This is a genomic window from Shinella yambaruensis (assembly GCF_050859155.1).
Taxonomy (GTDB): Bacteria; Pseudomonadota; Alphaproteobacteria; order Rhizobiales; family Rhizobiaceae; genus Shinella; species Shinella yambaruensis.
This window is the reverse complement of the sequence record NZ_CP150638.1, coordinates 3,252,831-3,273,868: the sequence shown is the minus strand read 5'-3', so window position 1 is coordinate 3,273,868 and position 21,038 is coordinate 3,252,831. Positions and strand designations below refer to the sequence as shown.

Here is a 21,038-nt window from a genome sequence, read left to right as displayed (position 1 = left end):
GACTGGAAGGCGGAAATCGCCGCTGCTGAGCCAGATGTCGAGTGGCTTCAGCAATCTGCTCGTGTTCTCGCAGAGTTTGAAACTCGCGCCTGGCACGATCTGTACTTTGTGGCCTTCGACGCCCTGCAGTACGACCGCTTCATCGGCTCGATGGGCGGCGAGGGGCCGATCTATTACCAGGCCCTCAGCCAATACGCCCGCGACCATGGGATCGAAGGGGACGACCTGCGTCTCTTTCATATGTTCATGAACGCGATCGACGGCGAATACCTGAAAATGCAGCGCGATGAAGCCGACAAGGCAGAGGCGCTGAAAAAGGACCGGGAGACCCGTGCATGACGGTTCAACTGAAGCAACTCCTTGTGACCGCCGACATGAACGTGGCGGGCTATGTTCGTGGCGCGCAGCAGAAGAAGGCGGCCGACGACGCCATGGTCGCATCTTCGAGAGAGGCGGCGAGCGCGATCCAGAGCGTGGGGGCACAGGCGACCGTCACCGAGACCTCCCTGAGCCGCGCGTCCGACGGGGTCGAGAGGTTGAAGCGCCAATTCGTCACGGGATATGCCGCGGCCGCCGATTTCGAGCGAAACCTGAAGATCGTCGGATCAGGGTTGGACAGGGGCAAGCTCACCACCGAGCAGGCCGCCGTTGCGATCGAGAACCTTAGCCGCCGATACGGCCAGGCAATCGACCCGCAATCGCGGCTTGCCCAGGGCAACCACAATCTCGCGGCCGCATCGCGCATGGCGATGGAGAGCCTGACCTCGCAGTCCTCCGCCGTCGAGGATTTGACAGCGTCATATTCTCGCATGGCGGCTGAAGCGCGCGCGGCCCAGGCGGCGGAGGCGAACCGCAGTCGCTTTGACCAGTTCCTCGGCGTGGGCATCAGTCCCGTCGGCGCGGCGGCCTCCTCGGCGTCGGTGTTCGAAGCGGAGTTTTCCCGCATCGCTCAGCTTGAGCAGATCGCCAAGATGCGGTCCGCCCAAAGCTCGTCCTATTTCGCGTCGGATCTGAATACCCGCCTCGGGATCGGAGGTTTCGGGACAGATGCCAGGGCATCCGCCGCCGTGTTCGAGGAGGCCGCGCGCGAGGCGGAGAGGTACGCACAGAAGGCTGCCCTTTTGCGAGCGCAGCTCGATCCTGTTCGAGCGCTACAGGAACGGGTGAATGCCGAACTCGCGGAGTATGCAGTCCTCGCGCAGCGTGGCGAGATCAGCGCGACCGAACTGGCACGGGCTCAGGCCATGGCCCGTGGCCGGTTGGCAGAGCCGGCCAGCGGCGTCGGCGGACGGAATTTCGCCGCGACGAATGCGATGTTCCAGTTTCAAGATATTGCGATGACGGCGGCGATGGGCATGAACCCGGCCATGATCGGGCTTCAGCAGGGCTCCCAGCTCGCGGGTGCCTATGCCGGCATGTCTGGGCGCGAGGCGCTTTCCACCAGCCTTGCGGGCCTTGCCGGCATGGTCAATCCCGTTTCGCTGATCGCGATCGGCCTGACGACGGCCGCCGCCGCAGCCATCCAGTTTGGATCGGGTCTCCTGAGCTCCAGCAAGGAAGCCGAAAACTTCGACAACATCCTCAAGCGACATCAGCAGACCCTCAAGGATCTCGCTGAGCAGTGGGGCGGCGTCATTGAGAAGCAAAGTCAGTACGGCCAGCGCAGCTCGGCGGTCATCAGCTTAGGCGTTGAGATGAGTGGCGCTCAGATGAGGGATGCGCTGCGCAGGCAAATCCCCGACATTCTGCAAAGCATCACGAGCGCCGCTGCGGCCAATCGTCAGGCGATAGGCGCTGATCCGCGTGCATTCCGCAACGAGCCGATGTTCGGCCTCCTCACGGAGAAAGTCGGGCTCCTTACGGAGCACGCCAACAGTGCGTCGCCAGATATTTCGAAACTCGCCATAGACATTTTTGACCTTCAGCGAGAAATCTCGGAGCTGGCGCTGGTCAGCCAGAACAACGGTATCCGCAAGCTTGCCGACGATATCGTCGCTGCGACGAAGCCCGTCGAAGAATACGCTCGGGCGGCGCAGAAGGCCAACCAGGAGGCTGACCGGTTTTTCAATTCGGTCGGCCCGCTCTCGACAAACCCTATGCTCCTGTCCCAAGGACTTATCTCACGCAAGGATATGGCTGCATATGAGGAACTTCAGCGAGAAACCCGTCGTGCGCTGAATCTGAGCCAGCAGGCATTCGATGCCGAGATGTACGGCTTGTCGGCTCGCTCCCCTCAAGAGAGAGCGGAAGCCGCAAGGCGGTTGGAGGGCGCCCGTTTCGACATGAATGAGACCGCCGCGGTGCGGCGGCAGCGGATCGAGCAGGCCGGTGCGCTTGCCCTGGCGCAGGCGGAACGGCAGCTTCTTGACGCCCGTCGGGACCGTGCTCGGGCGCTGGACGCATCGATGGCGCAGCAGCAGGTCGAGCTTTCCCTGATCGGCAGGACGATTTCCGAGCAGGAACGCTTGCGGATGGAGCACCGCCTCATAGCGGAGCTTCGGGCGGAGGCGGCGCGCAACAATACGAGCGTCGACGAAGAGGAGATCAGCCGCATTCGAGCGAAGTCGAGCGAGTACGGCCGGCTGGCGGAGCAAATGGCCGCGCAGCGCGCCCTTCTCGGCCAGGATCGTGAGATCGCCGCGATCAATCAACGCCTTTCTCTGGTCGGCCAGTCCGAAGCTGCGCAGGTCCGTACGAACGCCCTGATGCAGGCGGAGATGCGCTTGCGGGAAATGGGGATCAACCTCGGCAGCCGCGAGGCCGAGCAGTATCTCCGCAAGGCGGAATACATCGCGCTCCAGACGGACGAACTGCGCAAGCAGGAGGCCGCGTTGGGCCGCGTGCGCGACACGGCCGAGGGAAGCATCGACACGCTTCTTGACCGCTTCATCGAGGGCGATCCCCTTGGCGGCCTGGCGGATGTAGCCAAGGAATGGTCGAAGACCATCCTCCAGCTGGGCGTGGCCAATCCGCTCAAGAATGGCCTCCTCGGCACGAACCACGAGACGCTGAACGATATCGGTGGGTTGAACGGCCTGTTCTCGAAGGTCTTCGGCGGCGGAATGTCGACGGCCTCGATGTCGGTCACGGCCACGGCGGTCAGTGTCAACGGCGGGATGCCGGGGATCGGCAATCCATTTGGTCCGGCCAATGACAACTTTTCGCCGACGACGACGCTCGGCGACCTGCTCGGCGCAGGCGGCGCCTCCAAGGGAAGCGCCGGTCTCGGCGGTTCGGGCGCCTCGCTTGCCTGGAACTTCTGGAAATCGAAGGGCCTCGCGGACCATCAGGTGGCCGGCATCCTCGGCAACATCAAAGCGGAGAGTGCCTTCAATCCGCTGGCGGTGGGCGACGGTGGCAACGCGTTCGGGCTCTACCAGCACAATGACCGGCGTTTCCGGTTGTTCGATGCAATCGGCGGGAAGGGTAATCTCTCGGACGCCCTTGCGCAGCATCGTTTTGCCTATTCGGAACTGATGGGCCCAGAGAGCCGGGCTTGGGCCGCGCTGAAAAACTCGACTGACGTCCGGAGCGCCACGGCAGCTTTTGCCGGCTTCGAACGCCCTTCCGGCTTTTCGTGGGCAAATCCGGAGGGGGCGCACAATTTCGTCGGGCGTTTGAATGGGGCGAATGAGGCGCTGGCGAAATTCGGTGGAACGGCGGGCTCGGCGACGAATATGCTTGGCACCTTCGGAACCGGTCTCGACAAGTTCGGCAACGCGCTTTCGAGCATCAATCTCGGAGGCGGTGCCGGGGGCGGTGGCTTCAACTGGGGCTCGCTCTTCAGCGGCTTCACGCCGAACACCACGCTCGGAAGCTTCCTGATCAACGGCTTTGCCGACGGGACGGAATGGACGCGGGGCGGACTGGCCATGGTGGGCGAGCGCGGCCGCGAGATCGTGCGGCTGCCGCGTGGCTCGCAGGTCGTTTCGAACCACCGGACCGAAAGCCTTGCGGCTGCGGGCCGGAACGAGGTTTCGCAGGGCGGCGGCTTCAGCCAGGTCATCAACAATTACTCCGGCGAGCCCGTGAAGACCGAGGAGCGGCCCGACGGTCGCGGCGGTCGCCGGCAGATCGTCACCATCGGCTCCGTTGTGGCGGAAGCCATGGGCACTCCGGGCAGCCCCCTGGCGCGCCAGATGGAGCAGCAGTTCGGGGTCAAGCGCCGGATGAACAACAAATGGCAATAGCGACCTGGCCGGCGGCGCTGCCTCCGCCGGAGCGCGATACATGGAACTTCACGCGGCAGGACGGGCGTCTGCGGTCGCAGCGCGCCGCAGGCCCGCCCCGCTACCGCCGCCGGTTCTCCGCGACGGGACGGATCGTGTCGCTCTCCATGGTCGTCAGCCGCGACGGGAAGGCGATCTTTGATCGGTTCTATGACGACACGACGAATGGCGGATCAACGTTGTTCTGGATGCCGGACCCGGTGACGGATGGCTGGGGGCTGCTGACCGAGACGCCGGAATTCATCCTGACGGGGGACGGCCTGCCGATCCTCCTGGGGGAGCAGTGGCTTTGTTCATTCGGTGACCAGGTGCCGTCCGACACGGTGCTTGGCATCGATTTTCGGATCAGCTTTTCTCTGGTGGTGATGCCATGAGCAGACGTGTTTCGCTCAACGCCCGGCAGATGCAGGATGCGCAGGCCTCGCCGGAAATCGAGGTGGTGCTGTTCTATATCACCCATCCGGAGCTTTCCTCGCCGATCCGGCTTTCGACCGACAACAAGGACGAATTGTCGCTCGATCCCTATATCCGCGGCACGCGCTCGACCTGGATGGGCAGCAACCCGATTACCGAGGGCTTTGCGCATATCATCGCCGAGGCGGTCTTGCCGTCCGACATGGACGATGCGCCCGCGGCGGGCCAGATCGCCCTTGCGCTCGTCGACCAGGCGCTGGTGACGGCGGTGCGCGCCGTCTCGACCGTGCCGACGGTGCATATCGCCGTGGTCCTCGCCAGTTCGCCGAACCTGATCGAGTACGAGGTCCGCGATCTCGATATCGTGTCGCATGACATCGGCGCGGACCAGGTGATCCTGACCTTCTCCCGGGCGGATATCGAGAACGATCCGTGCCCGGCGGGCCGGATGACGAAGGACAGCTTTCCGGGGCTGCACAAGTAGCGATGTGGAGCAACGACTATGTCGGCACGCCGTGGGCAGATCTCGGCCGTGATCGCCGGGGCGTGGATTGCTATGGGCTGGTGCGGCTCGCCTATGCCGACGTGCTCGGCATCGACCTGCCGTCCTATGTCGGCGCCTATGCGTCCGTCACGGAGCAGGCGGAAGTCTCGGCGCATATCGGGAACGTCACTCGGGGCGGCATCTGGTCCGCAATCGAACCGGCATCCGCCCGGGCTTTCGATGTCCTGGTCTTCCGGTGCGGCAGCCTCGACACCCATGTCGGGCTCGTCGTGCAGGCGGGCTTGATGCTCCACGTCATGGCCCGCGAGCAGGCCAAGCATGAGCAATATTCACAAGGGCGCTGGCGCCATCGGCTGACGGGTGTGTTCCGCCACGCCGATCTCCTTTCCAGGGAAATCCAGACATGAATCAAAGGTCGGGCTTCGTGCCCGTTCTGGCCGCGCCGATGATCGACGCGGGCGCTGGCCGGCGCCTGCTGACGATGCCGGAGACGTCCACCATCGCGGATATCGTCGCCGTCGCGCTGCCCGGGCTTGCGAAGGATGCCCTTCCGCGCGTGCGCGTGATGCTGGTGAATGCCGCCGGCAGCATCGTTGTCGAGTTGAGGCACTGGCATCGGGTCCGCCCCCGGCCGGGCGTGCATGTCGTCATCCGTCTGTTGCCGGGCGACGACGGCCTCCGGTCCATTCTGCAGGTGGTCGTGTCGATCGCGGCCGTCGCGCTCGGCCAGTGGTGGGGCGTCGGGCTCGCCGGCACGTTCGGTCTGTCGGCCGGGGCATGGCAGGGGATCATCGGCCTCGGCGTGACGGCGATCGGCGGGTTGCTGATCAATGCCCTGGTGCCGCCGGTGAAGGCCGACAAGGAGCGGCGGAGCTACCAGATCAGCGGCATGCGCAACGAGATGCGGCCGGACGGCGTGGTGCCGCTGGTGCTCGGCAAGGTGCGCTACGCGCCGCCGTTCGCCTCGTCCAGCTATTCCGAGATCTCGGGCGATCTACAGTACGTGCGGTTCCTCCTGACGGCCGGCTATGGCCGCGTCGTCTGTTCGGATCTGCGCATCGGCGAGACGGCGATTGAGGAATACGACGAGGTCGATCTTGAGCTGCGCGACGGCGTGCCGGCCGATGGCAGGATCTCGCTCTATCCGCGGCAGATCTTCGAAGAGAACATCGGCACGGAACTGACGCGACCGCTGCCGCGCGACGACGCCGGCAAGGTCATCAGCGGGCCGGCCGAAGAGACGCCTGTCGTGCGCTACACGGGCCTTGATGCCACGAGCGCCTACGCGATCTTCTCTTTCCCGAGCGGATTGGTCAGCTTCGACAAGAAGGGGAAAAAGCACCCGATGACGGTGCTGATCCGCATCCGCCAGCGCAAGGCGGGAACGTCGACATGGCAGCTGGTCGAAACCTGCTCGATCCAGCGCCGGCAGACCGAGGGCTTCAACGTCTCCTATGAATGGCCGTTCCCGTCGCGCGGGCGGTGGGAAGTGGAATTCACACGGATGACGGACGAGCACACGTCCGACCGCATCCAGAGCCGGTCGGTGCTGTCGGCGCTCCAGACGATACGATCCGAGTACCCCCTCAATTTCTCACAGCCGCTTTCGCTGATCGCCGGCCGCGTCAAGGCCACGCACCAGCTCAACGGGTCGCTCGATACCATCAACGCCATGTGCTCCCGGTGGTGCCTGGATTGGGATCACGCCTCCGGCACATGGATCATTCGGGAGACTTCCAATCCGGCTTCTCTCTACCGTTTCGTGCTGGAGAGCGGCGTGCTCGCCCGCCCGGTGCCTGCCTATGCCATGGACATGGAGTGGTTGCAGGAATGGCACGACTTCTGCCGGGTCAAGGGCCTGAAGTATGACCGGGTGATCGATTTCGAGATTTCACTCCGAGACCTGCTCGCCGAGATCTGCGCCGCGGGCCGGGCGCGCCAGCGGCATGACGGCATCCTTTGGGGCGGCGTGATCGATCGACCGCAGACGCTCATCGTCGACCATATCAACCCGCGCAACTCGCATTCGTTCAAGGCTTCGCGGATGTACCTGCGCCTGCCGCATGCGTTCAGGGTCAAGTTCCTCGACGCCACCAACGACTATCAGCTCGGCGAGCGCATCATCCCGTGGCCTGGACATGTCGGTCCCATCACCGAAATCGAGGAACTGGAGCTGCCGGGCAAGACCGACCCGGACGAGGTCTGGATCGAGGCGCGGCGCCGCATGTACGAGGTCATGCACCGGCCCGACAGCTATTCCGTCGTGCAGGAAGGCCCGGCGCGTGTCGTCACGCGGGGCGACAAGGTCATGGTCTCGACGGACGTGATCAACCGCACACAGTTCGCCGGCCGCGTGCGCTGGGCCGAGGGCCGGATGGTCGAGATCGACGAGCAGGTCAGCATGTCGGCCGGCGCGACCTACGCCTTGCGCTGGCGCGTCGGCGTGACGTCGGAAAACCCGATCGGCACCAGCATCGTGCGCGAGGTCGAGACGCGGCCTGGCCGAACGACGGTGCTCTACATGACGGGCTCGGACGTACCGCCGATAGACGAGCTTGTGCACTTCGGGGAGATGGCGACGCTCGACATGCCGTTGATTGTGACCGGCGTCGAGGCGGGCACGGAATTTTCCTCCATCGTCCACATGATCGATGCGGCGGAGATCATCGACACGTTGACCGACGCCGAGGAACCGCCCCCGTGGAACGGCCGCGTCGGCGGTGAGATCGATCCAAACCTTGATGCGCCGCAGAAACCGCGCATCACACGGGTGGTGACCGGCATCGAGGGCACCGGGTCGCTTGACGGCATCGTGGTGTTCGTGCAGCCGCGCGGCGGGCCAGTCCCGACCAGCCGCATTGAGATCAACCATCGCCTGGGCACGTCCGGAGCGTGGACGACGATCAACGTGCCGCCTGCTGCCGGCGGCGTCACGCTTAACGGCTACCTGCGCGGCAACACAGTGCAGGTGCGCGCCCGGGCGCTCACGGCTGAGGGCACGCCGTCCGAATACTCGGTCACCGTCACCGTTGTCGTCGGCAGCGAGGACGGCGATCTGCCGACACTGCTCGACAACGACCTGGTCGACGTTGTCGGCGGCCTTGGCGCTGTCACCGTCAAATGGACTGCGACGGCCGACGACAAGACGGCACAGGTGCAGGTCTACCGCTCGACGTCGACGACGCTCAATCGCGCAACGGACGCGGTGGGCGATCCAGTCCCCACCCGGCCGGGCCAGAACTACAGCCTGGTCGTCGGGGACAGCACGCGCAAGAACCTCATCGAGAACGGCACCTTCTCCAGCGGCGACGCGAACTGGGAACTGCATTCGTCCTGGTACGTCAACAATGGCCGCCTGTACCACTGGCCCGAATTCGATGGAGACGCCGCGCAGGAAATCGCCGTCACGGCCGGCCGCTGGTGCCGTATCTCCTACCGTTGCAGGAACATGGTCGCCGGCAGCGTGACGCCGCAGCTCACTGGCGGCGGCATGGTCAGCGGCACACCCGCCACGACGAACGGCGTCAAGCGCGACCGGCTCCAGGCCGTTACCGGCACGAACCGGCTCAGTTTCCATGGCGTCGACATCCTCGACGGCTCGATCGACGACATCGTGCTGTTCGTCGAGACGAACAAGTGCCTCAGCCAGGGTACGCACCGGATTTGGCTGGAGCCTCAGAACGAAAACGGCATTCCCGGACCCGCCCTCGGGCCGATCACCGTGACTGTCACCTAGATCCCGATGGAGATGACACATGAGCCTTCCGGGCGTTAAAGCCACCAACCTTCCGCTCACCAGCCTTGCCGATAGCGTCATCGTCGTGCGCGGTGGTGGTGCGCGGCAGATCGAGCCTGGTCTCCTCTCCGCTCAGCTCGGAGCGATCAACGGCCCGAGCTACGAGACGCGGATACAGCTCTTCGCAGATCTCGGATGGCCGGCAGGCAGCGTCGGCAAGGTGCTGGGCGATACGAACCTTGCGAACCGGGGCGTCTACAAGAAGTCGGGCGCCTCCGGTTCCGGATCCTGGGCGCGCATAGGTCCTCTGCCGGAAGCCGACGCCGAGGGCCTGGCCTCGGAGATTGTCGCATCGCGGCAAGGTGCCGCCGATCTCGCCACGAACCTAACCGGAATCAAAACCGCAGCGGCCGCCGAGGCGATCGCCCGCGAAAAGCTGGAGGCAAAAACCGCCTTGCGTAGCTCGATTTCTCCAGGCGGCGGCTATGTCGAGGCCGCCGGTCTCGTGCAGGGAAGCCCCGTTTCCGTTGTGCGCGAAGTCGACAAGTTCGGCATCACCCGCCAACTGACGCCCGAGGGCGGACTGCCCGTCCTGCGCTGGTCGACCGATCCCGCGCCGGCACTCGTCGATATCGACCGCAGCGGCCGTATATTCCAGACGATCGACCGGGGGGGCACGGTGCGCGTCGAAGCGGTGACGGAGGATCAGGCGACCGCTGAAGCGCCTATGGCTGTCATCCTGCCCGATGGCAGTCTCTCTGCGACGGATGGTGCCACGGTCCCGGCAATGCGCACCGGCGAAGCTGCCCGTGCGGTTTCAGCCGGGATCGACAAAGCCAGCTTCCGTGTGGCGCTGACGCGGCCGGGGCTGTCCGCCGTGACCAGCTTTGCGGCAGCCTTCGGTGGCCGCCATTACGCATGGTCCAACGACACGGCGCTTTACATCATTCTCGCGCTCGGTCAGAGCAATATGTACAGCTGGGGCCAGAACCCGCTCGTCACGATCGCTCCCGCCCATCCTGACCGCATGCTGATGTTGGACCGAGGTCCCGGCACGACCGTACGCATTACGGACGGGGTCCCGGGTGGAGAGACGCCCCCGGTCCTTAACCCTGCCACGATGACTGGCTTCACCGCGCTTAAGGCTGTGATCGGCCAGGATCCCGCTTCCGCGTCCGCCTATCGCATGATGGAGCATGCGGACGCTGCGAGGGCCCGAACACGCGTGCTGGTCATTAACGGCGCCGCCAGCGGTATGTCCTATGCAAATCTTAAACAGGGCACCGTTGCATTCGAGAACGCAATCGCGGCTGCGAACCGTGCGGCCGTGCTTGCCAATGCGCTCGGCTGGCGCGTTGTGTTCGCCGCTGCGCCCTGTGCACACGGGGAAGCCGATATGGCCGAGGCAACCTATGGCGACATGCTCATCGAGTGGCAGGGCGACATCGAAACCCGCCTCAAGGCCATCAACGGACAGGTGGCCAGCGTGCCGTTCTTCTTGTCTCAACCGAGCAACTTCGGGAACACGGTTGCGCATCGGCGCTCGACGCTGGCGATGATTTCCTTGCACGAGGCCAGCCTGGCCCTTCCGATCCATCAGCGCACGCATGTCCTGGCCGGCCCGATCTATCAGCATGCGTGGTCCTCGGACTATCTGCACCTCAACGGCTCCGGCTCGGCCGCCAACGGCTGGACCTTCGGCGATGCGATGGCGGACGGTCTTTGGGGCGCGCAGGGCTGGGACTGCCTGCGCATCAAGTCCGCCGTGCGGACGGGAACGCAGGTCGATGTCACGTATCATGTCCCGTCGCCGCCGCTGGTCATCGACGCCACCGCCGCGGCCGACAGGCTCGGCATCCGGTTCTTCGCCGGATCGACCGAGACGGCTGTGTCGAACGCAACGGTGATAGACAATGGTGTCGGCGATCGGACCGGCGTGATCCGCCTGACGCTCGCCGCCGTTCCGTCCGGCGGCGCGGAGCGCATCGAGTATGCGCTCGACGGCCACAACATCGGCTCCGGCCGCGTGCAGGCCACCGTGCCGCGCGGGGCGGTGCGTGATTCCGCCGGCCTTCTCCGCCTCCATCCATATACCGGCGCGCCGCTGCACAACTGGGCCGTCCATCAGCAAAGGAGCCTCTGATGCCCGTTATCGTCCGCACCCACGAATCCGTAGACCTGTCGGCCGGCGCCGGCCTGCGCCAGATCACCGTCGATCCGCGGGAAGTTGCCGTTGCGAGCCTCCCGTCCTGGCGGCTTATCGCCTCGGCCGGCGACAAGCTGATCTCTCCCTCCGGCGCGATCGCCAACAGGGCGTCAGCCGATGGGGCCATGACGCCTTACACGACCGGCCGCATCTGGTCGGTGGTGACGGTACCCGACAGTCCGTCTCCCATGTTCGACACGGGAACGGCGGAAGCGACGGCGATCCGCTACCGGCCGAATGTGGTTGCAAACAACACCGAATGGTCGGTCGCGCTTGCCATGAGGTGGCCTCTGGGCGCGAGTGCGACGACAATCATCCAGCCCGAGCCCTCCATCTCCGATTCCCGCGCCGGCGTCCGCATCGCGCTCGCCACCGCAAATGCGGAAGGCAAGGCGGCGCTGGCCATCCGGCGCGGTGATGCCACGGCCCAGATCTCGACCGGCGCGAACGTCTGGGCGGATCAGACGATCGTGGGCGTGTTCAGTCGCGGCCCTTCGGGATCGCGCATCAGGATCAATGGCGTGCAGATGGCGTTTTCGTCGACCACCGTCGTGCCCCTCGATGTCACGGGCTTCACCATCGCGCCGGACTTCAAGGGTTGGATCGGCGATGTTTGCCTCTACGACCGCGACCTTGGTGCGGCCGATCAGGCGGCGGCGCGGGGCGCTATCGAGACGTGGCTTATGGCCAAGCACGGGCTGATCTGATGTCCGCCTGGCCGGATCAACCGGTTGGATGAGACAACGGAGGCTTCTTCAAATGGGAGTACGAGGCATGCGCTGCGCTCTCATCCATTCGGGCCAGTAGCCGAGATATTCGATTGTGACGATAAGCGCGCCAACGGCAACGACGATAGCCATCACGTAGACCTGCTGGCGCGACGGCGGATGGCGAAGCCAGTATGCCATCCTCAATGCAAGCCGCGCGAACAGGTCCATGTTTGAAGTCTAGCTCGAACGGGCCGGAATGAAAACATGCAGCGCTGCCGGCGGTGATGCTCAGAACTCGAATTTGTGCGTTTGAGCCTTTTGCTCAGCTTCGAAATGTTTGTCCCATGGATTGAAGAAATAGACATCGCCATCCTCGCCGACAACCGGCGGCTCTGAAGGGCGTTCGTTCTTGTCCGCGTCACTAGCCTTGTTTGTGCTATCTTCCATGGGCCTCTCCTTTCGTTAGCAGCTTATGAAGCATGCCGAAGAAGAGAATGCAACTCAGGATACTAAAACCAAAAGACCCGGCCAAGCGCCCTATCGCCCAACCGGGTCCCGCCGGGAGGACTTTGGGGGAACACCCGGCAGCGCCTTTGTACCGCGCCGCGTTTTGAAATTCCATCTCCCTCCCGTCGCCTCCGTGCGCGACTGCACCTAGCCGCGCAGGCGGCGCTTCTTATCGAAAAGGACATCACATGAACCGCGCAGCGTTTTACGCCAGCGTGCGCCAGCGCGCGTCCGGCATCTTCGGCACCTCGCTCACCCAAGGCCAGGTCAACGGCTGTGAGGCCATCCTTGACGAGGCGGAGAGGCGAGGGACCTCGCTCTTCCATCTCGCGGCCATCCTGTCCGAGGTTTATCACGAGACCGGCGGGCAGATGCAGCCGGTGAAGGAAACGGTCTACGCTCACAGCAAGGACCGCAACCCGTCCGACGCCACGGTAATCAAGCGCCTCGATACCGCCTATGCCAAGGGCCAGTTGCCTTGGGTATCAAAGCCCTACTGGCGTCAGGGATGGTTCGGGAGGGGCCTGATCCAGGTAACTCACGAAGAGAACTACCGCAAACTGGGACTCTCCAAAGAGTCGGCGCTGGATCTGAAGACCTCTGTCCGCGCGACGTTCGACGGGATGGAGAAGGGACTCTTCACCGGGAAAAAGCTCGCCGACTACGACTATCTCGTCACCCGAAGCCCTGATGTGCCGGGCTTCAAATACTACAATTCCCGCGCCATCGTGAACGGCGATACGGCCGGCAATGGGGCGAAGATCGCCACCTATGCCAAGGCGTTCGAAAAGGCGCTCAGGGACGCGGGTTATAGCCAGAAGGCGTCTCAGTCTGCCCCAGAGCCCAAACCCGCTCCTGCGCCTCCTGTGGCCGAACCAGCGCCCGCACCGACGCGCTCCGGCCTGTCCGCTCTTGTCGCCGCCATCCTCAGCCTGTTCGGAAGGAAATAGCCATGACCGCCGTCATCGCTCGAATCGCCCTGCGCTATCTTGCGGCCGCCTTGGTCACAGCCGGGCTTCTGGACGCTGACCTCGGCAACCAGATTGGCGCAGATCCCGATATCCTGATGCTTCTGGGCCTCGCCATCGGCGCGGGCGTCGAAATGGCCTATGCCGCTGCAAAGCGTCTCGGGTGGGCGACGTGATCGGCCTCCTCGATGCGGCCAAGATTGCCGGCGGTATCGCCCTTGGCGCGCTGATCGCCACGCCGGCCGCGCACTACCTTGGCAAGCGAGAGGGGCGGCAGGAGGCCGCCGTCGCCGCCCTTGAACAATCCGTCAAAGCCCTGCGCGAAAGGAGCGCTACCGACGATGAGATATCTCGTTCCGATCTTGCTGGCCTGTGCCGTCATCTCGGGCTGCTCCGAGACGACGAAAGGGAATGCCTGCGACGGTTGGCGGAAGCTTCAGCCAAGCCTTGAGACTGCTGTTCACATCGCCACAATGGATCGCCAGTTCGCCAATGGCGTTGCCGGCCACAATGCACACGGTGTCCGGCAGGGGTGCTGGAAATGAGTCCGCCGGAGATCGACGCCGCGGTTCATCAGCAACTCGGCGCACTCGACGCCAAGATGGACCGTGTCTTGGCCGACCAGGACCAGGCGCGATCCGACCGCAAGCAGCAGTATTCCAAGCTGGAGAACCTTGAGCGCCGGCTCGACGACGTGGACAGGAAGTCGGAAGACCTGAAGGACCAGCTTACTCAGGTGAAGACGACGACGGCCGAAATCGACCGGTGGAAGGAGCGGTTCATCGGCATGCGCATGCTGATCGTCTTCGTCGCTGCCGCGTTCGGCGCCACGCTCGCCACGGCGGGGAAGTGGCTTCTCATCAAGTTCGGGTGGACGTCCTAACCGTGACGGATGTCGTCTACCTCGAGACCGGCTCATCATCCGGGTCATGTCTATCGGCGACCATCTGGTCGTGGATGTCCTCAAGGTCGCTTAGAATCGCATCAACCTTGCGGATATGAGCCTTGATCTTAGCAACATCCATTGGGCGGCTCGATCCATCTCTGGTCAGGGACCGGGCTCCGAACTTCAGCTTCCCGTTATCAAACCGAATGTCCGTAAATATTGGCTCATGGGTCAGCGCGTTTCTAGCGCCATAGAGACTCTTCAGGCGCCCTATGTGTTTGATGATCGACTGACGCTCCTCTTGCGGGAGACCCGATGTTCCTATCGTTTCAACGAAAGCGTTGAAGCGCTGCTGGCCGGCATTGGATCCTGCGAAGACGATGTTTTGAGCCGCGGCTCTGTTCTCCAAGGTGGCATCTAAAATGCCGACCATAAGGCGGTCTGCTTCCGCCCATCGGATCGTCAGCCTCCCAAGCTCAATGAGCATGTCGTGCTGGTGATCAAGGTGCCACAGGTTGGTGGTGATCATCCATTCCCTTTTTTGTCTGTTGATAATAGCGAGGCGGCTCCTCCAATACTAGCATCGTCCGAGTTTGCGGCCTCTGGTGGCCGGATCTTCAGATATTCCCGCATCGCTCGGCCAAGCCGTATCTGCCATGTTCCCAGGCTGATCTCGGTCCGTTCAGGGTGTCGGCTGTCCTGATCAGAACGGACCTCCGCTACCATCAATGCAGTGCGTGGCAACTCTCCCGTTTTCCGGTGCGACAGGTTGAGCAACTCGGCTAGCGCGCCGTAGGCCCCCAGTTCCAGTTCTCCCCGTCCTTCGCGCGGCATGACAATGCTCATGACCAGCGAGCGGATGACGTTCGCCGCCTCCCGGCGCTCGCTGTCGTCGGTCTGCAAGTGTCGTGCTCCCCTGATTGTCCGCGTTTATAAGTTAGCCCTTTTCGAGTTTGGTCCTGTCTGGACCGGGTTGCGAACTCATAAGGGGTCAAGCCGCCGAGGCCCGTACGGGGGCTGTTCAAGTTGTAGTCGTTTCTCCAGTCTTCGATAATCTCTCCGGCATGGCGGTAGCTGGTGAAGAGCTGTTCGTTGAGTCATGCAGGGATAACCCGTGCTGAGCGCGATCCTGTCCAGTTCACGGCCGACACGCTGGTGGGACAGCGAGTTGTCGACCACGGTGCAAGACACTTGCGACTGAAGTCATCGAAGACGCCAAGGACATGAAAGCGCCTACCGTCGACCAGCACATCCGAGACGAAGACCAGCCTCCAGCGCTGGTGGTCACCGTGGGGCTGCCATCGGCGCTCGCGTTCCCAGCGCCCTTTTGCGGCCGCGGCGCTTGCGTACGGTCAGCCGCTCCCTTGTGGAGCCGATAGAGCCTCTTCCAGTTGACCTTGACACCTTCCCGCTTCAGCAGGATATGAAAGCGACGCTAACCGAAGCGGCGCCTCTCGCGGGCCAACTCTTGCAGCCGCGCCCGGATGGCAGCATCATCGCCGCGTGTCGACCGATACCGGAAGACGCGTGGATCGATGTCCACTAGGCAGCAGGCGTGGTGCTGCGAATAGCCTTCTCCTTCATGGCCCAGTTCACGTTGCCGAAACGGGATCGATTCATTCTCTGTCTCCATCTCCGGAGAACAGACTAACCTCAAACCGAGGATATTTCAGGGGAGCACGTCAGAGCCATTAGCTCAGACGTCCGACTCCTTGCCGATAGACAAGAAAATAGCGCAGAAGCGGCCGCCTTTGCGCTGTCTTCAACCGGTTGCGATAATTCTGTCCGGCCTTAGCGACCGTTGCCCGTGACGGCAGAGCGGATGTGGGAGCGGGAGATGCCCAGATCCTGAAGGGCGCGGTCGTCCAGGGCGCCGAGCTCATGGACGGCGCGGCGGTCGGCGGCATATTTCTTGAGCTTTGCGAAGAGGTTCATGATCAACTCCTTTTGTTGAACAATATATAGACGCCTTCCTGACCGATGAACATGCACATGCCTGCAGCGTAGGCATGCCCCAATTGCATGACACTGAAAAAGAACGCGACTCCTAAAGTTTGCTATCGCGAAACGCTATGGCGGCAGAATGGAGTTGTGTTGGCCAAGGCCCCGTGCATGACCCTACTCTGACCGGAGTTGGCGACTGGCTGACCAAAAGAGCCGGGAAAACGGCCTTTGATCGTGCGGTATGGACCGGACGAGGATATCCGAACCAGGAGTGGGAACATGACACACACGCTTACCCGCAGAATGCTTTGCCTTTCCACCGCCCTCCTCACCGTGGCCGCCCTTGCGCCGGGTCTTGCCGGCGAGGCGAAGGCCGATGAAGCGCCGATCAAGCTCGGCATCGTCGCGCCGATGAGCGGCCCGAACGCCCGCTACGGCGCCTTCTCGATGCATGGCGCGGAACTGGCGGTCAAGGAGATCAACGACGCCGGCGGCGTCAACGGCCACAAGATCGAGCTCTACAATGCCGACAGCCAGGGCACGCCGGTCGAGGGCGTCTCGGCGACCCGCCGGCTGATCGACCAGGACGAGGTGGATTTCGTCATCGGCGACGTCTCCAGCTCCGTGACGCTCGCCATGCAGCCGGTCGCGGAAGATGCCGGCGTGCTGCTCTTGAACGCCGCGTCGTCCAACCCGAAGATCACCTACGGCGCGGGCGTCGGCGGCTTCAAGTGGACCTACCGCAACTATCCGACCGACGAGAACCGCGCCTATGTCGTGGCGAAATACGCCGCCGAGCAGCGCGGCTTCACCAAGTTCGCCGTGCTGTCCGTCGATAGCGACTACGGCCGCTCGGCCATCGAGTTCACCAAGAAATACCTGCCCGAGTTCAAGGGTGAGATCCTTTCGGAAGACTATTACAAGGAAGGCGAGGTCGACTTCCGCAGCGTGCTGGCGAAGATCCGCGACGGCGGGGCTCAGGCGATCATCATGTACGGCCTTGCCGACACGACGCCGATCATCGCCCGCCAGATGGTCGAGCTCGGCCTTGCCGGTAAGGTGACGCTGGTCGGCAACGGCGAGTTCAACACCGAAAAGACCATCGCCTCCGCGCCGACGGCGCTTGAGGGTGCCGTCGAGGCCGCCGCCTGGCTGCCGGCCTGGGATTCGCCAGAAAGCAAGGCCTTCGTCGAAAAGTTCACCACGACTTACAATGAAGCGCCGAACAACCATGCCTATGTCCACTGGGACACGGTGAACCTGCTCGCCGCCGCGGTGCGCGAGGCCGGCAGCGTCGAGCGCGAGGCGGTGCGTGACGCGCTGTCGAAGATCAAGTACAAGAGCCCGGTGGGCGAGGTGACCTTCGACGACCACAATCAGGCCCGCCTGCCGATGATCCTGTTGCAGATCGAGGACGGCAAGCCGAGCATCAAGGGCGCCTTCACGGCGGATATCCAGTATCCTGCCAACTGAGCCGGTCGGGAGGACAGGCCCATGGTCTCGACCCTTATCGAGCAGATCGTCAACGGCATCGTGACCGGTTCGGTCTATGCCATCGTCGCGGTCGGCATGACGATGATCTTCGGCGTGCTCAGGGCGATCAACTTCGCCCATGGCGAATATTACATGCTCGGCACCTTCGGGGCCTGGTTCGCCATCGATTATCTTGGTCTGTCCTACGAGGCCTCGATCGTCGTCGGTATCCTCTCGACCATCGTCATCGCCTATGTGGTGGGGCAGCTCGTGATGCGCCGCATGGTGGGGGCCCCGGCGGAATCCGGGGTGCTCGCCACGCTCGGCATCGCGCTCGTCCTGCAGAACACCGTCATCCTCGTCTTCGGCGGCGGCTACAAGTTCTTCTCCGGCGGCTATATCGAGCCCGTCTCGATCCTCGGCTTCTCGCTCGCCGAGCAGCGCGTGCTCATCCTCGTCGTCTGCCTGCTCGTCTTCATCGGGCTGGAGCTGATGGTGACGCACAGCCGCATGGGCAAGGCTATGCGGGCGGTGTCGCAGAACGTCGAATGCTGCGAGGTGGTCGGCATCGACGTGCCGCAGGTGGTGCTGAGGACCTTCATCCTCGGCGCGGCGCTGGCGGCGCTCTCGGGCGTCCTCACCGCGCCCGTCAATGTCAGCGTCTATGGTGGCATGGGCGAGCTCATCACCTTCAAGACGCTGCCGATCATCATCATGGGGGGCCTTGGCAATGTGCGCGGCACCTTCTTCGCCGCCATGATCCTCGGCATCGCCGAAAGCCTCGTCGCCACCTATGTCGGCCTGCAATACCGCGACACGGTGGGTTTTGCGACGCTGATCCTGATGCTGATGTGGCGGCCGCACGGACTGTTCTCGACGCAGGCGCGCTTCTAGGGGCAGTCAGCCGAAGCGGAAAACGCTTCGGCGCTCCGGGCGTGAAACTCCTCTCGAACTTTTGGGGACCCGACATGTCTCTCACGCAAACCAGCGAACGGGCGCGCCGGCGCGATTATCGCATCCCGCTCGGCATCCTGCTCTTCGCCGTGGCGCTTGCCGCGCCCTTCATCGGCAGCCGCTACGTCATCCACGCGCTCGTCATCGCGCTCGTCTTCATGCTGCCGGCGCACGGGCTGAACCTGCTCGTCGGCTATACCGGGCTGCTCTCGCTCGCCCAGGCCGCCTTCTTCGGCATCGGCGCCTATGCGGCGGGACTGCTCGCCATCGGCTACGGCACGCCCTTCTACGTCAACGCGATCGTTGCAGGCCTTGCGGCAGGCTTGGTGGCGCTGCCGCTCGGCGTGCCTGCGCTGCGCCTGCGCTCCACCTCCTTCGTCATGTGCACGCTCGGCTTCGTCATCATCGGCCAGGCCATCGCCAAGAACTGGATCTCGGTGACGCGCGGCGACATGGGGCTTTCCGGCATCCCGAAACCCTATTTCGAGCTCGGCCCGCTCTCCTTCACCGTGGGCGGCACCACCGGCTTCTATTACCTGGCGCTCGCCATCGGCATTCTCGCGACGCTCGCGGTCTTCGCCGTCGTCCGCTCGCCGGCCGGCCGCAACATGGTGGCGATCCGCGAGAACGAGACGCTGGCCGAATCCCTCGGCGTGCCGACCTGGCACTACAAGCTGATCGTCTTCATGCTCAGTGCCGTCTTCGCCGGCGTCGGCGGCAGCCTCTATGCGCATTATCTGACGGTGGTGAGCCCGCTCACCTTCCAGATGTACTATTCCACCACCATGCTGATCATCGTCCTCGGCGGCGGGGCGGGCATGATCTCCGGCACCATCTTCGGCAGCCTGCTCTTCGTCGGCCTCACCGAGGCTCTGCGCATCACGCCGGAACTGCGCATGATCGCCTACGGCCTCTGCCTCCTGGTGCTGGTCTTCTGGTTCAAGCGGGGCTTCGCGCCGGTCATCAACCGGGTGTGGAACGCCATCGGAGGCGCGAAATGACGACTCATCTTCCGCTTCTCGACATCCGGAACCTCACCAAGAGCTACGGCGCGGTGAAGGCCGTCAACGATGTCAGCCTGCATATCGACCGCGGCGAGATCGCCGGGCTGATCGGGCCGAACGGCTCGGGAAAATCGACCTTCTTCGATTGCAGCACCGGCCTTGCCAAGCCCGATACCGGCACGGTCGTGCTCGACGGGCAGGACATCACCGGCTGGTCGCTGAACCGCATCGCGCGGGAGGGCCGCATGCTGCGCTCCTTCCAGAAGACCGTCACCTTCCGCTCGCTCGACGTGGAGGAGAATCTGATCATCGCCGGGCAGATGTTCACCTTCCCGTCGATCCTGTCGACCTTCAGCATCGGGAAGCTGTCGCGCCAGCGCATCGCGGGTTTGCGCGAGCGCGCCCGCGAGCTCATCAGGATGGCCGGCCTCTGGGACGTGCGCCACCAGCCGGCGGGCAATCTTTCCGGCGGCCAGCAGAAGCTGATCCAGTTCGCCTCCATGCTGATGCCGGAGCCCAAGCTCATCCTGCTCGACGAGCCGATGGCCGGCATCAACCCGAAGATCATCGAGCGGGTGGTGGAGACCATCCTCTACGCCAACACCTCGCTCGGCGTCAGCTTCCTCGTCATCGAGCACAATATCGACGTGGTCACCAGCATCTGCCGGCGCGTCATCGTGCTCGACCAGGGGCAGAAGCTGGCCGAGGGACTGCCGCAGGACATCATCCAGGACCAGCGCGTGAGGGAGGCCTATCTTGGCGGCTGAGACGAACCTTTCGATCGCCGGCCTTCGCGCCGGCTACGGCAATCTCGACATCCTCAACGGCGTCGACCTCGACGTGCCGGCCGGCCAGTTCGTCGCGCTGATGGGGCCGAACGGGGCGGGGAAATCGACGCTGCTCAAGACGCTCTACGGCATGACCACCATCAAGGGCGGCAGGATAAACTGGCGTGGAAAAGACATCGCCGGCTACAAGTCGCGGGCGATCCTCGGCGAGGGCATTTCCTTCGTGCCGCAGGGGCGCTGCAATTTCCCGGTGATGACCGTCGACGAGAACCTCCAGATGGCGGCCTACACGATCCGCGACGAGAAGGTGAGGGCCGAACGGGATTATGTCTACGATCTCTTCCCGATCCTGAAGAAGCGCCGCACGACGCTGGCGGGCAACATGTCCGGCGGCGAGCAGCAACTTCTCGAAGTCGCGATGGCCGTGCTCCAGCGCCCCAAGGTGCTGCTGGTGGACGAGCCCTCGGTGGGCCTCTCGCCCGCCGCCATCGGCATCGTCTTCGACGAGCTCCTGCGCCTGCACGCCTCCGGCCAGACGATCCTGCTCGTCGAGCAGAACACCAAGAAGGCCATGGAGGTCGCCGAGCGGGCGGTCATCCTGCGGCTCGGCAAGGTGATCTGGGACGGGCGGCCGGCCGATATCACCCATGACGAACTCGGCGAACTCTTCCTGACGGGCAAGATGCGCGGGGAAGCCGAGGCGCCGCATTGATC

21 protein-coding genes and 1 pseudogene are annotated in these 21,038 nt (G+C 63.9%); 16 read left to right on the top strand and 6 right to left on the bottom strand.

Annotated features, from left to right (window positions below; all coding sequences use genetic code 11):
• The first annotated feature begins 335 nt into the window (after positions 1-335).
• From WMC41_RS15945 to WMC41_RS15915, 7 genes are read left to right on the top strand one after another with little or no spacing between them, the layout of a single operon-like run.
• On the top strand, positions 336-4,190 hold the full coding sequence (locus WMC41_RS15945; RefSeq protein ID WP_432344680.1) for a phage tail tip lysozyme: 3,855 nt from the start codon (positions 336-338) through the stop codon (positions 4,188-4,190).
• A complete protein-coding gene (locus tag WMC41_RS15940) occupies positions 4,181-4,603 on the top strand; it encodes a hypothetical protein (protein WP_432344677.1) in 423 nt (140 codons plus the stop codon). Before WMC41_RS15945 ends, WMC41_RS15940 begins: the two co-directional genes overlap by 10 nt.
• Positions 4,600-5,127: a hypothetical protein gene (locus WMC41_RS15935; protein ID WP_432344676.1), complete on the top strand. Its 528-nt coding sequence runs from the start codon at positions 4,600-4,602 to the stop codon at positions 5,125-5,127. Before WMC41_RS15940 ends, WMC41_RS15935 begins: the two co-directional genes overlap by 4 nt.
• 2 nt (positions 5,128-5,129) lie before the next feature.
• Positions 5,130-5,555: an NlpC/P60 family protein gene (locus WMC41_RS15930; RefSeq protein WP_432344674.1), complete on the top strand. Its 426-nt coding sequence runs from the start codon at positions 5,130-5,132 to the stop codon at positions 5,553-5,555.
• The gene (gpJ, locus tag WMC41_RS15925) at positions 5,552-8,884 is read left to right on the top strand and encodes a TipJ family phage tail tip protein (RefSeq protein ID WP_432344671.1); all 3,333 of its coding nucleotides are present in this window, start codon (positions 5,552-5,554) and stop codon (positions 8,882-8,884) included. Before WMC41_RS15930 ends, gpJ begins: the two co-directional genes overlap by 4 nt.
• A 19-nt stretch (positions 8,885-8,903) precedes the next feature.
• Positions 8,904-11,027, top strand: a complete 2,124-nt coding sequence (locus WMC41_RS15920) for a hypothetical protein (RefSeq protein ID WP_432344668.1) — start codon at positions 8,904-8,906, stop codon at positions 11,025-11,027.
• Entirely contained in the window at positions 11,027-11,797 is a 771-nt protein-coding gene (locus WMC41_RS15915; RefSeq protein ID WP_432344667.1) for a hypothetical protein, read from the top strand. Before WMC41_RS15920 ends, WMC41_RS15915 begins: the two co-directional genes overlap by 1 nt.
• Positions 11,798-11,845: 48 nt before the next feature.
• Here WMC41_RS15915 and WMC41_RS15910 read toward each other — a convergent pair whose 3' ends face one another.
• Positions 11,846-12,028 carry a hypothetical protein gene (locus tag WMC41_RS15910; RefSeq protein WP_432344664.1) on the bottom strand — a complete coding sequence of 61 codons (183 nt, stop codon included), beginning with the start codon at positions 12,026-12,028 and terminating at the stop codon, positions 11,846-11,848.
• A gap of 60 nt (positions 12,029-12,088) precedes the next feature.
• Positions 12,089-12,247 (bottom strand): hypothetical protein, encoded by a 159-nt coding sequence (locus WMC41_RS15905; protein WP_432344662.1) that lies wholly within the window; start codon positions 12,245-12,247, stop codon positions 12,089-12,091.
• A 248-nt stretch (positions 12,248-12,495) separates the two neighbouring features.
• Here WMC41_RS15905 and WMC41_RS15900 point away from each other — a divergent pair, with 248 nt between their 5' ends.
• The 4 genes from WMC41_RS15900 to WMC41_RS15885 all read left to right on the top strand — a co-directional run bounded on the left by WMC41_RS15900 (position 12,496) and on the right by WMC41_RS15885 (position 14,158).
• Entirely contained in the window at positions 12,496-13,257 is a 762-nt protein-coding gene (locus WMC41_RS15900) for a hypothetical protein (RefSeq protein ID WP_432344659.1), read from the top strand.
• A 2-nt stretch (positions 13,258-13,259) separates the two neighbouring features.
• Positions 13,260-13,451 carry a hypothetical protein gene (locus WMC41_RS15895; protein WP_432344657.1) on the top strand — a complete coding sequence of 64 codons (192 nt, stop codon included), beginning with the start codon at positions 13,260-13,262 and terminating at the stop codon, positions 13,449-13,451.
• Positions 13,448-13,726, top strand: coding sequence for a hypothetical protein (locus WMC41_RS15890; RefSeq protein ID WP_432344654.1), 279 nt, complete (start codon positions 13,448-13,450; stop codon positions 13,724-13,726). Before WMC41_RS15895 ends, WMC41_RS15890 begins: the two co-directional genes overlap by 4 nt.
• A 90-nt stretch (positions 13,727-13,816) precedes the next feature.
• Positions 13,817-14,158 carry a DUF1515 family protein gene (locus WMC41_RS15885; protein WP_432344651.1) on the top strand — a complete coding sequence of 114 codons (342 nt, stop codon included), beginning with the start codon at positions 13,817-13,819 and terminating at the stop codon, positions 14,156-14,158.
• Between the two features lie 16 nt (positions 14,159-14,174).
• Here WMC41_RS15885 and WMC41_RS15880 read toward each other — a convergent pair whose 3' ends face one another.
• From WMC41_RS15880 to WMC41_RS15865, 4 genes and pseudogenes are all read right to left on the bottom strand, one after another.
• Entirely contained in the window at positions 14,175-14,690 is a 516-nt protein-coding gene (locus tag WMC41_RS15880; RefSeq protein ID WP_432344648.1) for a hypothetical protein, read from the bottom strand.
• Positions 14,687-15,064 carry a hypothetical protein gene (locus WMC41_RS15875; protein WP_432344646.1) on the bottom strand — a complete coding sequence of 126 codons (378 nt, stop codon included), beginning with the start codon at positions 15,062-15,064 and terminating at the stop codon, positions 14,687-14,689. Before WMC41_RS15875 ends, WMC41_RS15880 begins: the two co-directional genes overlap by 4 nt.
• Before the next feature lie 27 nt (positions 15,065-15,091).
• Positions 15,092-15,772, bottom strand: a pseudogene (locus tag WMC41_RS15870) (integrase core domain-containing protein); the annotation flags it as partial.
• Between the two features lie 180 nt (positions 15,773-15,952).
• The gene (locus tag WMC41_RS15865; RefSeq protein ID WP_244768424.1) at positions 15,953-16,096 is read right to left on the bottom strand and encodes a DUF1127 domain-containing protein; all 144 of its coding nucleotides are present in this window, start codon (positions 16,094-16,096) and stop codon (positions 15,953-15,955) included.
• 288 nt (positions 16,097-16,384) lie between these two features.
• Between WMC41_RS15865 and WMC41_RS15860 the strand changes: the two genes are divergently transcribed.
• The 5 genes from WMC41_RS15860 (at position 16,385) to WMC41_RS15840 (ending at position 21,036) form a co-directional block, all read left to right on the top strand.
• On the top strand, positions 16,385-17,578 hold the full coding sequence (locus tag WMC41_RS15860; protein ID WP_432344642.1) for an ABC transporter substrate-binding protein: 1,194 nt from the start codon (positions 16,385-16,387) through the stop codon (positions 17,576-17,578).
• 21 nt (positions 17,579-17,599) lie between these two features.
• Positions 17,600-18,472 carry a branched-chain amino acid ABC transporter permease gene (locus WMC41_RS15855; protein WP_244768426.1) on the top strand — a complete coding sequence of 291 codons (873 nt, stop codon included), beginning with the start codon at positions 17,600-17,602 and terminating at the stop codon, positions 18,470-18,472.
• 74 nt (positions 18,473-18,546) lie between these two features.
• The gene (locus WMC41_RS15850) at positions 18,547-19,533 is read left to right on the top strand and encodes a branched-chain amino acid ABC transporter permease (protein ID WP_432344638.1); all 987 of its coding nucleotides are present in this window, start codon (positions 18,547-18,549) and stop codon (positions 19,531-19,533) included.
• On the top strand, positions 19,530-20,303 hold the full coding sequence (locus tag WMC41_RS15845) for an ABC transporter ATP-binding protein (protein WP_432344635.1): 774 nt from the start codon (positions 19,530-19,532) through the stop codon (positions 20,301-20,303). Before WMC41_RS15850 ends, WMC41_RS15845 begins: the two co-directional genes overlap by 4 nt.
• On the top strand, positions 20,293-21,036 hold the full coding sequence (locus WMC41_RS15840) for a branched-chain amino acid ABC transporter ATP-binding protein (protein ID WP_432344633.1): 744 nt from the start codon (positions 20,293-20,295) through the stop codon (positions 21,034-21,036). The genes WMC41_RS15845 and WMC41_RS15840 overlap by 11 nt, the downstream gene beginning before the upstream one ends.
• The last annotated feature ends 2 nt before the right edge of the window (positions 21,037-21,038 follow it).